Genomic DNA, 17,809 nt, shown 5'->3' with positions numbered 1-17,809 from the left:
GGCGGCAGTGGCAACCTGTTCTACAGCCCAGATGGCGGTAAAACCTGGCTGAAAGACAAGGCCGTTGAAAACGTCCCTTCAAATTTCTATCGCGTGATGTTTGTGAATCCAGAGCTAGGGTTCATTTTGGGACAGAGCGGTGTGTTGCTGCGGTATGATCCAGCCACTGCAGAGCTTGCCTAGTTCATTGAGAACCGGAATTAGGCATACTCACAACCGCTCTAAATATGGGAGACTGACCAATAGTAGAGTGCGATCGCTTTACCGTAAATCCCATCGTTTCGTATCATAAAGAATAGGTTCTAGTAGTCATAAGATTGGAGTAATTTGATGGCCGGTACCACAGGAGAACGTCCCTTTTCTGACATTGTTACCAGTATTAGATATTGGGTCATTCATAGCATCACTATTCCCGCTCTGTTTATTGCAGGATGGCTGTTCGTCAGCACCGGGTTGGCATACGACGCTTTTGGCACACCTCGCCCCAACGAGTATTTCACCCAAGAGCGCCAGGAAGTTCCTATCCTGCAGGAGCGCTTTGACGCAAAGCAGCAAATTCAAGATTTTCTGAAGTAGTCCATAATTCCAAACCCGTTTGAAAACTATGACTGGAAATAATCCGAACGAACCCATTTCTTATCCCATTTTCACCGTGCGGTGGTTAGCTGTTCACACCTTGGCAGTACCAACCATCTTTTTCATCGGGGCGATCGCCGCTATGCAGTTTATCCAGCGATAGGAGCATTTCATGGACCGTTCCCCAAATCCAAACAAACAACCGGTAGAGCTTAATAGAACATCTCTCTACCTGGGTCTTTTACTAGTCTTCGTACTAGGAATTCTATTTTCTAGCTACTTTTTCAACTAAACCAGCCTTTTTAGTTTTACAGGGTTTTCTCTCATGCAGTCATACTTGCTAGAACCCTGTAAAAAACTCGCCTTATGGAACAGCGATTATGGTCGCGCCACGTTCCATCCATGGGCTGTAGGCTGAGCCTAGGTTGTTCTAGAAACCTTCAATGTTGTCTTCGTTAAAGAGGTATAGAAAACATGTCTAGTTCTGGACGTATTCCCCTGTGGGTAGTTGCCACCATCGCTGGTCTCGGCGCACTAGCAGTTCTGGGTCTGTTTTTCTACGGAGCCTACGCTGGTCTAGGTTCTTCCATCTAGCCACAACTAGGGGCTGGCAATCGCTGCACGAGCGATCATCCTGTCTCACCCAAACGTGACCTAGATTGCTTTCAATAACACAAGCGGCGTTCCATCTGGGACGCCGCTTGCTGTTGAACCGTGAGTGGTTCACCCTGGAGGGCAGGCCAACAGTGCCAACACAAAGCCCCTGGTTTCATGACGAAACCAGGGGCAACTATGGGGTTAACTGCGATCGCGGTTATGCTAGCAGGGCTTGAAACACGCCAGCCTTAAACACTTGGAACAGGATGTAGGCAAAAACAGCTCCACCCATGCCGCCAATCAAGAAGCTGCCGGCAAACTCACTCCAGCCTTCCTGGGTACCCAGCGCTTCCGGAGGGTGAGGATTGGTGATGGTGGCGATCGGCTTCAAAACGCCGGTGCTGCTGTACAGCGATAGACAAACCGTCAGGATGAGCACCAGCACAATGGCGGCGATCAATCCCACAAAGTCAGCTAGCTCCGTGTTGCGGAAATGGCTACCGTAGGCAAAGGGGCCAAAGAGCAAATAGCCATGGGCCATCCCAATTTCCAGCCCACGGCGCTGTGGAGAAAGCCCAGCCCGGTAAGCAGGCAGATTATTGATAAATGCCTTGGTAAACCCAGATGAATTAACAGGGGTAGCTAAATTTCCAATTTGAGGATCGCCCGCTGGTTGAATTACTTGCATGGTCATAAAAATGAAAGCCTCCAGATGAGATTGGCTAAAGATCTGGACGAATCAACTGTCCAAAATTCAGACGTGCCCTAGACAAAATCCTGGCTTAGGAGTGCCTAGGACATAGCAACAAGGGATGAATGGTTGATCTAAACCTCAACCCATGTTGACAACTATTGAATGTTTTCAAACATTGTGTGATGATAAGCCGCTCGACCTATCCACCGCGATCGCCATCTTCTTAGATGCCGCTGGCGTCTTCACGTTCGATATAGATAAACAGTAGCGCCATCGTAACAGCAGGGAAAACCAACCCCACAATGGGCACCAAAATGGAAGGTAAGTATGACGCTGCCATAAGTAATGTTTCCTAATGTGAAATGACACAGTGTTACAGTCGAATGTACTTTGGATCGGTCATAAATTGTGGTCTGCTAAAGATTTTTAACAAAGTTGGTATTTCTTCATGGAAAATCCGGGTTGATCTGGGGGCAAAACCTTACGTTTGCTTACTGATCCCTTCTGCTTGGAGGGCAGAACAGGGTATAGTCGTCATCATAGTTGGTGTAATCGCGTCTTCTCAGAAAAGAGCGATCGCCGCTGCTAATTCTTTGTTCGTCCGTACGTCACTAGTGCACTGTAGTCGAGGCTTTTCTTGGCAGATCCATCATCCCTCTCCCACAAGATTTTGGTGGTACTCAACGGCAAGGGAGGTGTTGGTAAAACCACAACCGCCGTTAATCTAGCAGCAACCTTGTCAGAGACGCAGAAAGTGTTGCTGGTGGATGCCGATCCCCAAGGGTCAGCCACTTGGTGGGTTGAGCGCAGCGACAGCGGCATGGGGTTTGATCTATCCCAGGAAACCCAGCCCCATCTGCTCAGTCAACTGCGGCAAATTGACGATTATGAGGTCATTGTGGTTGATACGCCGCCAGCCTTAGGGTCTAAAGCCTTGTCGGCAACAATTGGAGCAGCGGACTATTTAATTTTGCCGACGCCCCCTGCCCCCATGGATCTTACAGTGTTAATCGAGACGGTGCGGCAGGCTGTGACACCCGTGGGGGTGGCGCATCGGGTCTTGTTGACCCGAGTTGATCCCCGCAGCCTGAACGAGGCGATTGAGGCGCAAAATACCCTGCTTGAACTTGGCATACCGGCTTGTAATGCCTTTATCCGTGCCTACAAAGCCCATGAGCGCGCGGCATTAGATGGATCGCCCATTAGCCAGTGGCGAGGACGGAATGCGAAGGAAGCCTGTTCTGACTATCGACGGGTTGTGGACGAAATTCAACGGGATTGGAAAACGTGATGGCAAAGAAACGACTATCCGACTTACTACGGGATGAAGCTCAAAAGCCCCCGATCGATACCACCGACGACGCATCGGCAGACTCAACCGCTGAAACCCCTGCCAAGGCTGAGGTGGATTCACCCGAGGCTGAGAAGACCGAGACGCCAGCCGCCAGCTCTGGGGATGATTCAAGCGCCACAGGGGAGCGATCGAAGCCCATCAGCCGCATGACCAAGGTTGATCTGGAGCAGGCGTGGAAAGACAGCCAGGCTGCCCTAGAAGCTGCCCAAGCCAGTCTTACTGAGCGGGATACCCAGATCCTCACCCTGGAACAGCAGGTGCAGCAGGGGCAAGCCCAGATTGACAAGCTCAAGGCCGACTTAGAAGAGTCGCGACAGGTGATCTTAAAGCTGTCGGAGGTGAACCAGCAGATTAAGGATCAACAGATTAAGGATCAGCAGATTAAGAATTCCCCTCCCAAGGACTCCACGTCCGGACAGCAGAATGCTACGCCTCCTAGCGATCGCTCCATAGCAGCTCGACGGCTGGATCTGGGACCACCCCAAAATGCTCCCCTCGGGCGACCGTTGCAGCGCCCGATTCAGCCGAATGGGCTGCCACCGATGCCCTCGGAGAACATGCCCTCAGCTCCCTTAGCCGCATCGCCGAGCGATCGCCGCTCCTCTCTTCCCCCCATGCCCTCCGATCGCCTATCGCCCCCACCAACAGCCCTACCTCGGCCGATGCTGGGCTATGGCACTGCACCCCAAGTAAAGGCGACGCCTCAAAATGTGCAAGCTTCAGCGTTACCCCGCATGTCTACCGATGCGCTGAATGTCCGGCGGCTACCGCCCATGCCGGTGGAGGAAGCCATCACCAAACCCGGCGATCGCCTTTCGGAATCGGATATTGGCTGGGTGGACTAGTAGACAGACTATGCGGCGATATCCAACAAACCTGGGGCGAATGGTTTTACTGCTAGGTCTAGCTTTGCTGTGGCTACTGTGCAGCGGCTCGGCCCAAGCTAGCTCCATCAGCGATCGCCTTGATGCCTTTCCCAACTGGTCGGGCAAGCCCGCCCTGGCGGCACCTCGCGGTGATCTGTACTATCCAGACTGGTTTCTGGGCGAATGGCAGGTGGTCACCCGTCTAACGGCAATGGCGGCCCCCCTTGCGCCCCAACTGGTTACCCCTGGCTATGAGAGCAATCAGGCCTATTTGGAGCAGCCTATTAGCTTCCGGGCCAGGTTCATCCAGCCAGATCCCGTCTCCGTCTTTCAAACCCTGGGGCGATCGCGTTCTAGCGTAAACCTGCCAGGACAGCCGCCTGAGATTATTGCCGATCGCGCCTTCAATGGACTCAACCTCGCCAATGCCTATCTGGGCGAAGGCGTGGTTCAACAGGTGACCGTTGATGCCAGCCAGCCCAATCGCCAGATCACCGACCTGGGCGACAACCGCCAACTGATTTCCACCATCACAGCGCGGGAGAGCGAGGCCGTCGGCAGCGATCGCTTCTTCACTACCGAGGTTTTTCAGCAAGAATTTCGCGGCAGCGCCCAACTGTACCTCAACGAGGTTGAGACCACCACCGGCTATCGTCGCCTCATGCCCCTCGATGCCAGCCAGCCGCTGATCACCGCCGACCAAGTTACCGCTGTATACCTTTCGCCCCAGGATCCAGACTATTTCAAAACCCAAGCCTCGCTACTCGGCCCTAGTCGCCCTGTGGCGCTCTACCGCTACCAGCTTGAGTTCTTCCCCACAGACCGCTCAGGCTAGCGCCCAGTCGAGGGAATCAACAGGGAGAGCGATCGCGTTACGTCAAGGCGATCGCCTCTACATCCCATCAAGAACCCCAATGATCATCCCCTTAGACTGAGCCGTAAACTGGTTGTGCCGCCTGTTCTATCGTTACTGGTTCCCCATTCGCCATGAGTGTATCCCGTCTATCTTCAACACCCACCTCCCTGCCCGCGATCGCATCACCGACCCCAGAAGCAGCCGTCACTCAATCTCGCAAGGCAGAGCATATTCGTGTCTGCCTAGAAGAAGATGTGCAGTTTCAAACCACTACGGGACTAGAGCGCTATCGCTTCCAGCATTGTTGCCTACCAGAGCTAGACTGGGCAGATATTGACCTCTCCACCACCTTTTTTCAGCGCCAGTTAAAGGCTCCTCTGCTGATTTCATCCATGACCGGCGGCACCGAAGAAGCCCGCCAAATTAATCAGCGACTGGCCGCGATCGCCCAGCACTATGGTTTTGCCATGGGTGTCGGCTCCCAGCGAGTGGCGGTGGAAAATCCTGCGGTCAACCCTACCTTTTCGATCCGATCCCTAGCGCCGGACAGTCTGCTGCTGGCCAATCTAGGAGCCGTGCAGTTGAACTATAGCTATGGCTTAGAGGAATGTCAGCGGGTGGTGGACTGGCTGGAGGCCGATGCTCTGATTTTGCACATCAATCCTCTGCAAGAATGTGTCCAAACCCGAGGCGATACCAACTTTCGCGGCTTGTTCAGCAAAATTGAAACCCTGTGCGCTCGGCTGCCCGTACCGGTAATCGCCAAGGAAGTGGGCAATGGCATTTCCGGAGCGATCGCTCAACGGTTAATCAACGCGGGCGTAGCGGCCATCGATGTAGCCGGCGCGGGCGGCACCTCTTGGGCCAAAGTGGAAGGTGAACGAGCTAAAGATGCTAGACAACGACGGTTGGGGCAGACCTTTGCCAACTGGGGCATCCCCACAGCCCAATGTGTGACCGAGATTCGAGCGATCGCCCCCCAGATTCCCCTAATTGCCTCGGGGGGTCTGCGCAACGGCTTAGATGCGGCCAAAGCGATCGCCCTCGGAGCCGACTTAGCCGGATTGGCCTTCCCCTTCCTCCAGGCCGCTGCCCTGTCTGAGGAAGCCCTGGTTGACCTTGCAGAGGCCCTCGTGGCTGAGTTGACCACCGTTCTGCTTTGCACCGGTGCAGGCAATCTGGCCCAGCTCAGAAGCATGAATGCTCTGGAGCGATTAGCATAGTAAAAAAGTCTCGGAACTCATGCGCGATTTCTTTCGGTACGTCTTGGCTAGCTTTGTCGGGCTGCTGCTATTTTCCACCCTCAGCGTTGGCGCACTGGTGGTCTTTATTTTAATGATTGCCCTGGGCTCTCGGGATGCTGAACCCTTGGTCGAGAAAGACTCTATCCTGGTGTTTGACCTCTCCCTCGACATCACCGACTCCAATCCAGGCTCAAACCCTGCCGATTTATTTAACGACGCCCTCTCAGGCAGCAGCACCCCCACGCCCATTTCCCTGCGCACCGTCCTGGACACCTTAGAGGAAGCTGCCAACGACGATCGGATTGTGGGCATCTTCATCCAAGGCACTACCTCTGCCGAAGGGCGCGGATCTGGGTTTGCGACCCTGCGCGAGGTGCGACAGGGGTTGCAGCAGTTTCAGGACAGCGGCAAGCCTATCTATGCCTACGAAACCGGCTGGCGCGAGCGCGACTATTACATCACATCCTTAGCCGACTCGGTGATTCTCAATCCTACAGGCAGCATTGAACTGAATGGGTTTAGCGCCGAGACCCTATTTTTTGGAGATGCCTTCGAGCAGTACGGCATTGATGTGCAAATTATTCGCGCTGGGCAGTATAAATCCGCCGTGGAGCCCTTTACACGCAACAGCAATAGCCCCGAAAATCGCGAGCAGTCGCAGCAGCTTCTCAACGATCTCTGGAGCGAATTTCTCACCACCACGGCCAGCGATCGCTCCCTAGAGGTCAGCGATCTGCAAGCGATCGCCGATAGCCAAGCCATTCTCCTGCCCGAGGCAGCCCTAGAAGCCGGCTTGGTCGATCAAGTTGCCTATGCCGACGAGGTGATTGGCGAGCTGCGCGAACTAACCGACGAAACCGAATATTCCCCCAACGCGCCCTCCTTCCGCAACATTGGGCTCTCCGCCTATGCCCAAGCCATGGGCACGATCTCGCCCAACCGACCCCGCTCCGAGAACCAGATTGCCGTAGTCTATGCCGATGGCACCATTGTCAGCGGCGAGGGTGGAGTCGGTTTGGTAGGGGGCGATCGCCTAGCCCGGCAACTGCGGGATTTGCGTCAGGATGAGGCCGTGAAGGCCGTCGTCCTGCGGGTGAACAGCCCTGGGGGTGGCGCGTCTCCCTCAGAAATTATCGCCCGCGAGGTGATGCTCACCCAGGCAGAGAAGCCGGTCATAGTCTCCATGGGCAGTATTGCCGCATCGGGCGGATACATGATTGCCGCCCATGGCGATCGCATCTTTGCATCTCCCAACACCATCACCGGATCGATTGGCGTCTTTGGTCTCGTTCTGAACGTGCAGGAACTAGCCAACGAGAATGGTCTTACCTGGGACGTGGTGAAAACCGGCCCCTTCGCCGACAGCAACACCATTGCCCGCCCGCTCACGGAGCAAGAACTCTCCATTGGGCAACGGGTGGTGGATCAAATTTATGCCCGATTCACCAACATTGTGGCCGAGGGGCGTCCGCTGTCTTCAACCGATGTGGCCGCCGTGGCTCAGGGACGGGTTTGGTCAGGCATTGACGCTCAACAGGTGGGGCTGGTGGATGAGATCGGCGGACTAGAGGACGCGATCGCTGCCGCAGCAGAACAAGCTGAGCTAGGCGATGATTGGCAGCTCAACGAATATCCCCAACCGCGCACGTTTGAAGAGCAACTTTTTGAAAGCTTATTTGGTAGCCAACTGCGATCGCTGTTCCGTCCTACAGCCCAAGCTGATCCCCTCACTCAGGAATTTCATCACCTGCGGGGACACCTACAGCAGATTGAGGCTCTTGACGATCCTCGCGGTGTCTACCTATTACTGCCTTTCTTTCCTCAGATTAACTAGCTCACCCAGCCTATCCCATAGCCCCAGCACCTCATCCTAGGGTGCCTTGGGGCAAACTTGTTGCTGGGCTATCCTATTGGATTTGGATTACCGGGTAGGACGACGTTTCTGGAGAAACTCAGGGATGTCAAGACCACCTGAGGGTTTTGGACGAGGATCGGGGGACGGCGAGGCGGGCGGAGGAGCAGGCGATCGCTTCATGGGAGACACACGGGTTGTCGTTTGGGCTTGGGTGACCGGCACCTCAGGCGAAAACCCAGTGGCAATCACCGTAATCCGCACTTCTCCCTGCAGGCGATGATCCAGCACAGCACCAAAAATGATATTGGCATTGGGATCCACCGCTTCGTAGATGATTTCCGCAGCAGCATTCACCTCATGCAGCGTCAGATCATCGCCTCCGGTAATGTTGAAGACCACACCTTTCGCACCATCAATGGAAGACTCCAACAGCGGTGATGAAATGGCGGTAATGGCAGCTTCTCGGGCCCGAGATTTACCCGATCCAATTCCAATGCCCATCAGCGCCGAGCCAGCATCGGCCATCACCGCACGCACATCGGCAAAGTCCACATTCACCAAGCCGGGAATAGTAATAATATCGGAGATACCCTGCACCCCTTGGCGCAGAATATCGTCGGCGACCCGGAAAGCTTCCTGGACAGGGGTTTGCTCGGATATCACCGACAGCAATTTGTCGTTGGGAATCACAATCAGCGTATCCACTCGGCTCTGAAGGGCCTCAATACCGCCATCAGCCTGGCTTGTACGTCGCCGCCCCTCAAAGGTGAAAGGACGCGTGACCACACCCACAGTCAGAGCACCAATTTCCTTGGCCACCTCCGCCACAATAGGAGCCGCACCGGTACCGGTACCTCCGCCCATGCCAGCGGTAATAAAAACGAGGTCAGATCCCTTGAGAGCAGCAGAAATTTCATCCCGCGACTCTTCAGCTGCCTTCTGCCCAATGGCGGGGTTTCCCCCTGCTCCTAGACCACGAGTAACTTTCTGCCCTATGTGAAGGCAGTTGTGGGAATCGTTGAGGGTCAAGGCCTGGGAGTCGGTATTCACCGACCAAAATTCTACTCCAGCAACCTCGCTAGCAATCATGCGGTTGACTGCATTACAGCCGCCGCCCCCCACTCCAATAACTTTAATTCTGGCTACACTGCTCGACACAATTTCACCACTCCTGGGTTCGTCTGCCAGGGCATTATGGGCATCATAAACCTGATTCAAATGATCTTTAGAATTTGTGAAAGGATTTGAAGCCGTCATCGATATATGGATTTTCCTTATCAGGTTACTCAGGGGATGCCACCACTATATTCGCGGCTGAGCTGATTATCAAAAAAATCATTACATCAGGAGCACCGGATGCAAGAATCCCCACCCTCGGACAACTCTAGACAACTATAGGGTAACTTGCAGCAAAAACCAACAATTCCTCCTAAACATAGGTGCTGCTAGGAAACAAAAGGGCGACTGGGGCAAGTTTTCTGTGATCGAGGACATAACCAACGCGGCTCGGTCAACCAGTAATCACCTGCTGTTGGTATAAGTGTCCTTTTGTCCTTGCCAATCATGCTAACTGACAAATTCTAGACTACTGTCAGCAAAACGGCCTGTCCTCTAGTATGACTATACGAAACTTATACTCCTAAGAAGCCTAGCTATTCACCCTTGATTAGGCTCGCCAGTAGTCTCTGGGGGCACCAACTCCACAGGCAGCGGACTGGGGGACACCATGCCTAGCTCTTGCAACAACGGCGACTCTGGGTTGCGTAGGTCAATATAATCCAGATTCCCTATGTCGATATGCTGGGGCAGCCTACGTAGTTGATCCAGCACCTGTAGTTGATGGGGAAAGCGATCGCTATAGGGGCCAAAATGCACGGTACCCAATTCTGTAGATAGCACCAAATTGCTGGGATCACGCCAGTCAACCTCATAGATGGATAGGGGAGACTGGTGTAGGACTCGATATAGCTGAGACCACTGACTGCGCTGGTATTCTTGCATACCTCGCACCTTCAGCCCCGGGAGCAACAGAGAGTCATCTAAGGCTACATAAGCAGATAGGGACATCCAAAATCCTTTTTCATCAATGAGCCCTACTTGAGCCATAGGATCGTTATCGGTTGCAGCAGCTTCACCGCGCAGGTCTGAGTTGGCAGAGGCATTCCCTCGGATGAGAACAGCCACGGGATGGCGCTCTTGAATTTGCACATTCAGCCCCGGCGGCAGGAGCCGCCGGGTGACAGTCGCTTCTTCAATGGGCCCTTGGGCTTCTAAATAGTCAGCGATCGCGTTGGGATCAAGATGCAGCAACGATTGGGGATAGGTGATCGGCAGCAGAGAGTGAATGGCATCAACCGAGAGCAGTTGATTGCCTTCAACATTAACTTGATCGACATGGTGCAGGATCCACACTGGCTGGGTTGTGACCCATACCAGCCCACCGGCCATGCCCATAACTAAGCCCGTTCGCCACAGCGATCGCAGAAATCGCCATCGCCGCTGACGGCGAAGCAACTGACGACGCTGGGCAAGATCAGTACGAGAGACAGAAACAAGGTCAGTCATCTCAGGGTCAGGAACAACATAGAGACGAGGGTACAACGATCATTCGAGGAAGCCTTCCCACCATCCGCTTAGATCGGCCGATGGAATCGCAGATCCTGCCTTAGGTTTCGCACAAAGCAGAGACCAACTGCCAAACCCCCAAACAAGCTCGGCAGCCACCGAAACGAGGCAAGGGATGAGCATGGCGAACCGTGCAGCCATAACCTAGCCTCAAGGACAGCACGGCTCCTAGCACGGCTCCTAGGCTTGGACGACGCAAAACGTGGAATTAAGCATCCGGACTGAGGGTAAGCTGCTGACGATGGCGTTCAAGGTATAGGCCCCATTTTAGAGCGAGGGGCAGTTCGGTAAAGGGAATGCAAGCAGGGGCGGAAGTATGTCTCAGGTATAGAGCAAGTTGAATGCGACGCTTGGATTGGGCGATCGCCTCTTGTTGCTCTAGGGCCATAAATTGGTCGGCAGGAATCTCCTCCGAGCCGTGGATCACCGTGATACGAACAATATCAGCGATCGCTAAATGGTGTAGATCAACGGGGCCACGACGGGTGGGTTTGCCCCAGGTGAGGCGATCGCCTGTCTGCCCTAGCATGGCATAAATATCGTATTTTGCCCGCTCAAAATCAGATGCCCACACCTTATAGGCTTCTAATTTTTGGTATTCATTCCATCCAGCCCAGGCTAGCCCGATAAACAACGCCAGCAGCGGAAACCACATTAGCCCGTGTCCCATTGCCCCTAACCTTTAGCGCATCAATTCTTTCAACTGTAGCAAGATTCGATCCCCGGCCAACAGCCCGACCCCGAGCAGAGTGAGCTATGGTAGGAAAAATCCTGTCACTCGCCAAGCCAATGAAACGACTACTGCTGCTGGGACTATTTTTGGGGGGACTGCTCTGGGCCGTGGCGACGGCTCCCCAATTGATGAATCGAGGTGACTATACCTCACTCCTGATCGACTTTCGAGATGATCTGCCTGCGGAAACGGTGACCCAATACCTGAACGCGATCGCTCGAGAAACCGGGCAGACGCCCACCCTCAACAGTTCCTTTTCCAACGAGCAGCAGCTATATGTCCTAGAAGGCGATCGCTCCCTTCTGCGCAGCCTCAAGCGATCGCCCTGGCGGTCAGATTTGGAGTCGATTGAACCCAACTTTCTCTATTCCATTCAAGCGATCCCCAACGATCCTGACTACAGCAAACAGTGGAATCTCCGCAGCATCAATATGGAGCGGGCTTGGGATGACACCCAGGGCGAGGGAATTACGGTGGCGGTAATCGATACGGGCATCACCCCGGTGCCTGATCTCAAGGACACCACCTTCGTGGCCGGCTACGACTTCGTCAACAATCAAGTAGAAGCATTGGACGATAACGGCCACGGCACCCACGTAGCCGGCACCATCGCCCAATCTACCAACAATGGCTATGGCGTGGCAGGCATTGCCTACAAAGCTAAACTCATGCCCCTTAAGGTTTTGAGTGCAGAAGGGAGCGGTACGGTATCCGACATTGCCGAAGCCATCCGCTTTGCTGCTGACCATGGTGCCGATGTGATCAACATGAGCATGGGTGGCTTTGGTGACAGTCAGGTGCTGCAGGATGCGATCGCCTATGCCCACCAACGCAAGGTGGTGATTGTGGCCGCTGCGGGCAATGCCAATGCTAATGCCGCCGCCTTCCCGGCCCGCTATGCCAATGTGATTGCCGTGGCTGCCCTAGATGCCACCGGTGTGAAAGCGCCCTACTCCAACTTTGGGGCTGGGGTTGACCTTTCTGCCCCCGGCGGTAGCCTGCGAGAGGATAGTGATGCGGGCGGAATTTTGCAGGAAACTCTCGATCCAGCCACTGGGAATCCAGCATGGCGATCGCTCCAAGGTACCAGCATGGCTGCCCCCCATGTGGCTGGCGTGGCCGCCCTGCTCAAATCCGTCGGCATCGATGATCCCGAAGAGATTACTACCCTGCTGAAAACCTCCGCCCGTACCGTTGAGAACGACACCCTCAACCACTACGGCGCTGGACACCTCGATGCCGGAGCTGCTGTCACACTTGCCCTACAGGGACAGCTCAACTTCCGCGACTTTTTCCGCTGGTTTAAAAACCAAGGCTATCTCAACCTGCGGTTCTGGTTTGATGGCGGCATTATTGCCTTCTGGCCCAAGGTAGCCATGGTGCTGGGCTCTTACCTTTTGGCTTGGGTGCTGCGCAATTATTTGCCGGGACTCGGGGGCTGGGCCTTGTCGAGCGGGTTGGTCGTCGGCAGTTCGGGTCTATTTTTCCTGCGAGGCCTCTATATCTACGACCTACCCCAGTGGCCCCTGCGGGTCATGGGTAGTTCTTTGTCCGAACTCGGCGGCGCTATTCAAGGCAGTGTGGTGCTTAATCCCCTTTTTGCTAGCGTCCTGATTCCCTTAGGTTGCCTAGCGTTCTTGCTGGGTCATCCCGGCGGTCGGTTACTCACCATTGGCACCAGCTTGGGCCTGACGGCAGCTCTCACAGTCAGCGCGGTCTTGAGTTATCCCGTACTTGGGCTAGGCAGTGGAGCGATCGCCCAAGGATTTTTGTTGGTGAATGCCTTGCTCTGCTTCGCCATTGCCAATCTAGCCGCCAAGACAGAGGTATCCCCCCGATGAGCACTGTTCACCTCACCGGCACCATCCAGCGGGTCACCCTGGGCATGGGGGCTTGGACATTGGTGACCGACCAAGGCGACACCTATGAGCTGCACCGCCCACCGGCAGACCTGTGCAAGGCGGGACTCGCAGTGGCAGTGCAAGGGCAGATCCGTTCCGACATCGCGACCCTAGCCATGGTAGGTCCCGTTCTGGAGATCAAAACGTTTTCCATCGTCGAGTAGCCAGCTTGCGGTTTAAAACCGGCTGGCTGACAACGACTTGAAGCCCCTCACTCCCAAACCCTCTCTCAGAAGGGTCTACCCATAAATACAAGTCCAAAACCTGGAACATACATCCTGAACTCGCAGAGTGCTGTTAGACGCAGTCATAACGCACCGCTCATGGGGTTTGGGGGCGATCGCCCACCAACTTATTTGCACAACTGCGCAATTGTGATATCGCGCAATCATGCAATCAGAAACTGTTATTGAATCGCTTTTAGCGCTTGCCCAAGAAACGAGGCTGGCTGCCTACCGCTTACTCGTTCGTGCAGGGCCTGCGGGTCTATCTGCAGGAGACATTGCGGAGGCTTTGAGCGCCCACCCTTCTACCATGTCTCGGCATCTTGCCCAGCTAGAGCGAGCTCATCTAATTCACTCTTGGCGTGTTCAACGGCACGTATTCTATGCGATCCACTGGGATGGAACGAATCAGCTTTTGCAGTTTCTCACGGAGGATTGCTGCAAAGCAGACCCATTAGTTTGGTGTGGTGATCCATCGGCAGACTGCACAAGTGAACAGAACCTAGGAGAAAACCATGAGCTTTGATCACAAACCTAGAATTCTTTTTCTTTATGGTTCTTTGCGAGAACGCTCCTACAGCCGTTTACTTGCGGAAGAAGCTGCCAGAATTATTGAAGAATTCGGTGCAGACGTCCGGTTTTTTCATCCCCATGAGTTGCCCATCCATGCAAGTGTTCCCGATACTCATCCGAAAGTTCAGGAACTCAGAGACCTCGTCAACTGGTCAGAAGGGCAAGTCTGGTCCAGCCCGGAGATGCATGGAACGATTAGTGGTCTACTCAAACATCAAATTGATTGGATTCCGCTCAGTATGGGTGCCGTGCGACCTACTCAAGGTAAAACCCTAGCCGTGATGCAGGTGTGTGGCGGTTCACAGTCCTACAATGCCGTCAATACGCTGCGAGTGTTAGGGCGTTGGATGCGAATGTTTACGATTCCAAATCAGTCTTCTGTGCCAAAAGCTTATCAAGAATTCCATGAAGACGGGACGATGAAAGACTCGCCCTACCGCGATCGCGTTATCGATGTCATGGAAGAACTTTACAAGTTCACGCTGCTGTTACGTGACAAAGTTGATTACCTAACCGATCGCTATAGTGAACGCAAAGAAGAAACCGAGAAGCAAGCGAGAGAAATTGTGCATCAATCGATGGGTTCATCCTCCAGCTCATAACCCGTGTTGACAGGCAGGGTTCAAACCGATGCGGCCTTCAACACCCCATAGGTTACAGGTGTAGCGATCGCCACATCAACCACCGATCGCTGGGTCAGGCTTCGCCAATGGGCCGTAAACAGATCTGGCGTTTGGCAACCCACACTGGCGATCGCTGCCTCGGTGGGAAAGGACCATAGACGGTCAAATACCAGATCATCGGCCAGGATCGCCACCTGCAGCATGTAAACCGCTGGAGGAGCCGAGAGCGATCGCAGCAAATTTCCTCCCAGACGATAGAGGGATTGGCGCTGCCGATCGGATAGATGTAGGGGCTGTAGGTAGGGCATGGTAGGGCGATCGCTGCCCTGGATATCGACCTCATGCACCGGAGCGATCGCTTCTGCATAGAGCGGCCCTCGCGCCGTCCAGACAATCGGCACCTGAATCGTGCCCGTGCCCGTGCTGTGGCCCCAGGTATCGGCCACCCAGCGCCGCAGTCCGTCAACATCGCGGCAGCGGGCATAGATCGACTGCCCTGGAAAGTCTAGATCCGCTGACACATCCAAGGTGAGCGGACAGAGAATGGCGTCTAGATCCGCATCTTGCCAAGCCTGCCCCACCTGGGATGCTGCCAAGCAGGTCACAGAATCGCCGGTTGAGGTCACAGGATCGGCAGCGATCGCCTTTTGGAGAGCCGTCAGCCGCTGATCCATCTCAGATCCGGCCTTGCCAGGAGAGCGATCGCCATCGGTCACAATCAGTACGGTGACCACCTAAGCCTCTCCAAAGCTGGGAATCACCGGCTTTCCGCCCAGACCAGGCACAAAGCTGGGCAGATCTACATGCGTCGTCTGACGATTGCGCACCGCCAAACGGTAGCTCACGCTCTGAAGTTCAGCATGGAGTTGACGATTTTCTCGCTGAATATGCGCCACCTTTTCCTTGATCGGCGCTAAGCGTTCGGCAAACTTCTGACGATACACACCCGGCATTTCCTGTACCACCTGCTCCAGCATCCGAGAGCGATCGGTGAGTTCATGAACCGTCTGTCGTAGCTGATAAATTTCGGCATCCCGCTCAGAAATTTGCTCTTGGTAAAACTGCACCTGCTGTTCGACACCGCGCAGTTGCTCCCGTAGAGCCTGCATTTCCGATTGGTGCTGCTCTGATAGCTGAGGCGAGGCGGGCACAATGCTGTTATTGCCCTTCACCAAGCGAAAAAGCTCCTGGGAAAGCTGCTGCACCAACTGATCTCGCATCTGCAGTTCGTCCTGCAAGCGCGACAGTTCAGCTTGAGGATGGGCCGGGGTTCGAAGGTCAGTTTGCATGGTGTGGCTCCACTATAGCTATTTCAAAGGCGAGTTCAAGCAAGTAGCTCATTCAAAACATCTGACGTTTGAGGCGGGATCAGCGATCATCCAAGGCTGAACCATGCCGACCTACTGAGGCACCCACTCTCGTCGTAAGTCTCAGCACAGAGAGCGATCGCTTCTATCAAAAAACCCTACATCTAGTGCTGTATCATAGCGACTCAACGGCATAGATGTCACTCAACTCTACAAAACCTAATGAAGAATCACAAGCTTTTGAGCTAGTCCATCAGCAGATTGAGCTAGCCTACCAGCAGATTTTCTTCGGGATAATGCACCACACTTGGCTGTGGATCGCCTAAGAGTGCAGCCATAACGATCAAAATGCCCACCCGACCGATATACATAGTGCAGATGATCACCAGCTTACCCAGCATCGAGAGGCTAGCGGTAATGCCCGTCGAGAGCCCCACAGTGGCAAAGGCGGAGATAGTTTCAAAGACAATGGCAATAAAGGGAATATTGGGATTGCTAACGCCAATGATCAGGGTCATGAACAAAATGGCCGTAGTGGAGCCAAACACGACGCCCACCGCTTTGAGAATTAACGACACGGGGATTTGCCGCTGATAGCAGAGCACCTCTTCTTTGCCCTGGAGCACCGCCTTGGTTGAGCTAAACAAAATCCGTAGCGTGGTCGTTTTAATGCCCCCGGCTGTACTACCCGGACTACCACCCACGAGCATCAAAGCCATGGTGATAAACAAATCCACCGCAGGAATGCTGCCATAGTCTACCGTATTAAATCCTGCCGTACGAGGCATCACAGCTTCTGACCAGGCAACCAAGAGGCGATCGCCCGGATGAATGATGTCCACCGGCATATTCGGATGCTGAAGCTCAACCCCCACAAACATGAGGGTTGAAACAACCAACAGGACAAGCGTGGTACTGGTTACAATTTTGAAGTTCAGCGAGAATACCGCTCGTTCATGCCGCCCCTGGAAGCGATCGCGCAGCCAAATATAGACCTCCATAATTACCTGGTAGCCAATGCCGCCAAAAATAATCAGTCCAGGAATCACGATATGAATCGGCACCGATGTGGCATAACCCATCAAACTGTCTGAAAACAGACTAAATCCGGCATTGTTGAAGGCACTAATGCTATGAAAGATAGACAGCCAGAGGCTATAGCCAATGCCATAGTCTTCCATAAACACCGGTATCATCAAAAAGACGCCCGTCACCTCAAAGGCCAGCGTCAGGGCAATAATCGAACGCACTAAGATCACAGAGCCAGACATGCCAGGAATATCAAGGGATTTTTGGATGGCGAGCTTTTCCCGCAGCCCAAAACGTCGCCCTAGCAACAGCAACAGGAATGTATTCGCTGTCATGTAGCCTAAGCCGCCAATCTGAATCAACAGCAAGATGACGACTTGCCCAAAGACGGAATAATAGGTACCTGTATCTTCTACGATCAATCCAGTGACGCAAACGGCGGAGGTTGAGGTAAATAGAGCGGTCACCAGCGAGCTCCACTCTCCGCTACTGGTGGACAAGGGCAACACCAACAGCAGTGTCCCAATAACAATGAGTGCTAAAAAACCCAAGCAAATCGTTCGAGAGACAGTCATGAATAGGTTTACCCTTTAGAAATGGCATTCGCACGGGATGGTCAGAACAATGTCCTCGTTTGCTGTCCATTCTGTGAGAACACTCGACCCAAGGCTGGATCCAGCAAGATATGGGAAAAGCTGCCCCTCAGATCTAACCCATCTACCCATGGCTTGCACCTGTGACAAGTGCCTGAA

Annotated in this window: 20 protein-coding genes; 12 read left to right on the top strand and 8 right to left on the bottom strand. The window is 54.0% G+C overall.

All coding sequences use genetic code 11. The features are described from left to right. From V6D20_09400 to V6D20_09385, 4 genes are all read left to right on the top strand, one after another. Positions 1-183, top strand: a 183-nt coding sequence (locus tag V6D20_09400) for a YCF48-related protein (protein HEY9815994.1), incomplete at its 5' end; no start/stop codon positions are given. A 147-nt stretch (positions 184-330) separates the two neighbouring features. Next, positions 331-576, top strand: coding sequence for a cytochrome b559 subunit alpha (gene psbE / locus V6D20_09395; protein ID HEY9815993.1), 246 nt, complete (start codon positions 331-333; stop codon positions 574-576). Positions 577-604: 28 nt separating this feature from the next. Next, the gene (gene psbF, locus V6D20_09390) at positions 605-739 is read left to right on the top strand and encodes a cytochrome b559 subunit beta (protein ID HEY9815992.1); all 135 of its coding nucleotides are present in this window, start codon (positions 605-607) and stop codon (positions 737-739) included. A gap of 311 nt (positions 740-1,050) precedes the next feature. Continuing rightward, entirely contained in the window at positions 1,051-1,170 is a 120-nt protein-coding gene (locus V6D20_09385) for a photosystem II reaction center protein J (protein ID HEY9815991.1), read from the top strand. A 220-nt stretch (positions 1,171-1,390) separates the two neighbouring features. Here the strand turns inward: V6D20_09385 and V6D20_09380 are convergent, their stop codons facing one another. After that, positions 1,391-1,861: a photosystem I reaction center subunit XI gene (locus tag V6D20_09380; protein ID HEY9815990.1), complete on the bottom strand. Its 471-nt coding sequence runs from the start codon at positions 1,859-1,861 to the stop codon at positions 1,391-1,393. A 229-nt stretch (positions 1,862-2,090) separates the two neighbouring features. Beyond that, positions 2,091-2,207, bottom strand: a complete 117-nt coding sequence (gene psaI / locus V6D20_09375; protein HEY9815989.1) for a photosystem I reaction center subunit VIII — start codon at positions 2,205-2,207, stop codon at positions 2,091-2,093. A gap of 297 nt (positions 2,208-2,504) precedes the next feature. Here psaI and V6D20_09370 point away from each other — a divergent pair, with 297 nt between their 5' ends. The 5 genes from V6D20_09370 (at position 2,505) to sppA (ending at position 8,021) form a co-directional block, all read left to right on the top strand. Then, complete coding sequence (locus V6D20_09370; GenBank protein HEY9815988.1) at positions 2,505-3,158, top strand: ParA family protein; 654 nt, start codon at positions 2,505-2,507, stop codon at positions 3,156-3,158. Beyond that, a complete protein-coding gene (locus V6D20_09365; GenBank protein ID HEY9815987.1) occupies positions 3,158-4,066 on the top strand; it encodes a hypothetical protein in 909 nt (302 codons plus the stop codon). The genes V6D20_09370 and V6D20_09365 overlap by 1 nt, the downstream gene beginning before the upstream one ends. A 40-nt stretch (positions 4,067-4,106) precedes the next feature. Further along, positions 4,107-4,922 carry a hypothetical protein gene (locus tag V6D20_09360; protein ID HEY9815986.1) on the top strand — a complete coding sequence of 272 codons (816 nt, stop codon included), beginning with the start codon at positions 4,107-4,109 and terminating at the stop codon, positions 4,920-4,922. A 152-nt stretch (positions 4,923-5,074) separates the two neighbouring features. Next, positions 5,075-6,166: a type 2 isopentenyl-diphosphate Delta-isomerase gene (fni, locus tag V6D20_09355; protein HEY9815985.1), complete on the top strand. Its 1,092-nt coding sequence runs from the start codon at positions 5,075-5,077 to the stop codon at positions 6,164-6,166. A gap of 19 nt (positions 6,167-6,185) precedes the next feature. Further along, positions 6,186-8,021 carry a signal peptide peptidase SppA gene (sppA, locus tag V6D20_09350; GenBank protein ID HEY9815984.1) on the top strand — a complete coding sequence of 612 codons (1,836 nt, stop codon included), beginning with the start codon at positions 6,186-6,188 and terminating at the stop codon, positions 8,019-8,021. Between the two features lie 87 nt (positions 8,022-8,108). On the opposite strand, the gene ftsZ is transcribed toward sppA, so the two are convergent. The 3 genes from ftsZ to V6D20_09335 form a co-directional block, all read right to left on the bottom strand. Continuing rightward, positions 8,109-9,260 carry a cell division protein FtsZ gene (gene ftsZ / locus V6D20_09345; protein ID HEY9815983.1) on the bottom strand — a complete coding sequence of 384 codons (1,152 nt, stop codon included), beginning with the start codon at positions 9,258-9,260 and terminating at the stop codon, positions 8,109-8,111. A gap of 438 nt (positions 9,261-9,698) precedes the next feature. Beyond that, positions 9,699-10,607, bottom strand: coding sequence for an FtsQ-type POTRA domain-containing protein (locus V6D20_09340; GenBank protein ID HEY9815982.1), 909 nt, complete (start codon positions 10,605-10,607; stop codon positions 9,699-9,701). A gap of 268 nt (positions 10,608-10,875) precedes the next feature. Then, positions 10,876-11,337: a hypothetical protein gene (locus tag V6D20_09335; protein ID HEY9815981.1), complete on the bottom strand. Its 462-nt coding sequence runs from the start codon at positions 11,335-11,337 to the stop codon at positions 10,876-10,878. An 86-nt stretch (positions 11,338-11,423) separates the two neighbouring features. Here V6D20_09335 and V6D20_09330 point away from each other — a divergent pair, with 86 nt between their 5' ends. The 3 genes from V6D20_09330 to arsH all read left to right on the top strand — a co-directional run bounded on the left by V6D20_09330 (position 11,424) and on the right by arsH (position 14,700). Next, positions 11,424-13,241 (top strand): S8 family peptidase, encoded by a 1,818-nt coding sequence (locus tag V6D20_09330; GenBank protein ID HEY9815980.1) that lies wholly within the window; start codon positions 11,424-11,426, stop codon positions 13,239-13,241. Continuing rightward, positions 13,238-13,465 (top strand): hypothetical protein, encoded by a 228-nt coding sequence (locus V6D20_09325; protein HEY9815979.1) that lies wholly within the window; start codon positions 13,238-13,240, stop codon positions 13,463-13,465. Before V6D20_09330 ends, V6D20_09325 begins: the two co-directional genes overlap by 4 nt. A 575-nt stretch (positions 13,466-14,040) precedes the next feature. Further along, positions 14,041-14,700 carry an arsenical resistance protein ArsH gene (gene arsH, locus V6D20_09320; protein HEY9815978.1) on the top strand — a complete coding sequence of 220 codons (660 nt, stop codon included), beginning with the start codon at positions 14,041-14,043 and terminating at the stop codon, positions 14,698-14,700. 20 nt (positions 14,701-14,720) lie between these two features. On the opposite strand, the gene V6D20_09315 is transcribed toward arsH, so the two are convergent. The 3 genes from V6D20_09315 to V6D20_09305 all read right to left on the bottom strand — a co-directional run bounded on the left by V6D20_09315 (position 14,721) and on the right by V6D20_09305 (position 17,632). Beyond that, a complete protein-coding gene (locus V6D20_09315) occupies positions 14,721-15,455 on the bottom strand; it encodes a hypothetical protein (GenBank protein ID HEY9815977.1) in 735 nt (244 codons plus the stop codon). Further along, positions 15,456-16,010: an Npun_F5560 family protein gene (locus tag V6D20_09310; GenBank protein HEY9815976.1), complete on the bottom strand. Its 555-nt coding sequence runs from the start codon at positions 16,008-16,010 to the stop codon at positions 15,456-15,458. It lies immediately after the preceding gene. A 284-nt stretch (positions 16,011-16,294) separates the two neighbouring features. Next, complete coding sequence (locus tag V6D20_09305; GenBank protein ID HEY9815975.1) at positions 16,295-17,632, bottom strand: TrkH family potassium uptake protein; 1,338 nt, start codon at positions 17,630-17,632, stop codon at positions 16,295-16,297. Positions 17,633-17,809: the final 177 nt, after the last annotated feature.

The organism is Candidatus Obscuribacterales bacterium (assembly GCA_036703605.1).
Classification (GTDB): Bacteria; Cyanobacteriota; Cyanobacteriia; order RECH01; family RECH01; genus RECH01.
This window is presented reverse-complemented; position numbering and strand designations above follow the sequence as displayed.

Excerpts from the sequence above, each read along its gene's own strand:
- V6D20_09330 (HEY9815980.1), top strand. The coding sequence starts at position 11,424 with ATGGTAGGAAAAATCCTGTCACTCGCCAAGCCAATGAAACGACTACTG.
- V6D20_09325 (HEY9815979.1), top strand. The coding sequence starts at position 13,238 with ATGAGCACTGTTCACCTCACCGGCACCATCCAGCGGGTCACCCTGGGC.
- V6D20_09365 (HEY9815987.1), top strand. The coding sequence starts at position 3,158 with ATGGCAAAGAAACGACTATCCGACTTACTACGGGATGAAGCTCAAAAG.
- psbF (HEY9815992.1), top strand. The coding sequence starts at position 605 with ATGACTGGAAATAATCCGAACGAACCCATTTCTTATCCCATTTTCACC.
- V6D20_09310 (HEY9815976.1), bottom strand. The coding sequence starts at position 16,010 with ATGCAAACTGACCTTCGAACCCCGGCCCATCCTCAAGCTGAACTGTCG.
- psaI (HEY9815989.1), bottom strand. The coding sequence starts at position 2,207 with ATGGCAGCGTCATACTTACCTTCCATTTTGGTGCCCATTGTGGGGTTG.
- V6D20_09385 (HEY9815991.1), top strand. The coding sequence starts at position 1,051 with ATGTCTAGTTCTGGACGTATTCCCCTGTGGGTAGTTGCCACCATCGCT.
- sppA (HEY9815984.1), top strand. The coding sequence starts at position 6,186 with ATGCGCGATTTCTTTCGGTACGTCTTGGCTAGCTTTGTCGGGCTGCTG.
- V6D20_09380 (HEY9815990.1), bottom strand. The coding sequence starts at position 1,861 with ATGCAAGTAATTCAACCAGCGGGCGATCCTCAAATTGGAAATTTAGCT.
- psbE (HEY9815993.1), top strand. The coding sequence starts at position 331 with ATGGCCGGTACCACAGGAGAACGTCCCTTTTCTGACATTGTTACCAGT.
- arsH (HEY9815978.1), top strand. The coding sequence starts at position 14,041 with ATGAGCTTTGATCACAAACCTAGAATTCTTTTTCTTTATGGTTCTTTG.
- fni (HEY9815985.1), top strand. The coding sequence starts at position 5,075 with ATGAGTGTATCCCGTCTATCTTCAACACCCACCTCCCTGCCCGCGATC.
- V6D20_09335 (HEY9815981.1), bottom strand. The coding sequence starts at position 11,337 with ATGGGACACGGGCTAATGTGGTTTCCGCTGCTGGCGTTGTTTATCGGG.
- V6D20_09305 (HEY9815975.1), bottom strand. The coding sequence starts at position 17,632 with ATGACTGTCTCTCGAACGATTTGCTTGGGTTTTTTAGCACTCATTGTT.
- V6D20_09340 (HEY9815982.1), bottom strand. The coding sequence starts at position 10,607 with ATGACTGACCTTGTTTCTGTCTCTCGTACTGATCTTGCCCAGCGTCGT.
- V6D20_09360 (HEY9815986.1), top strand. The coding sequence starts at position 4,107 with ATGGTTTTACTGCTAGGTCTAGCTTTGCTGTGGCTACTGTGCAGCGGC.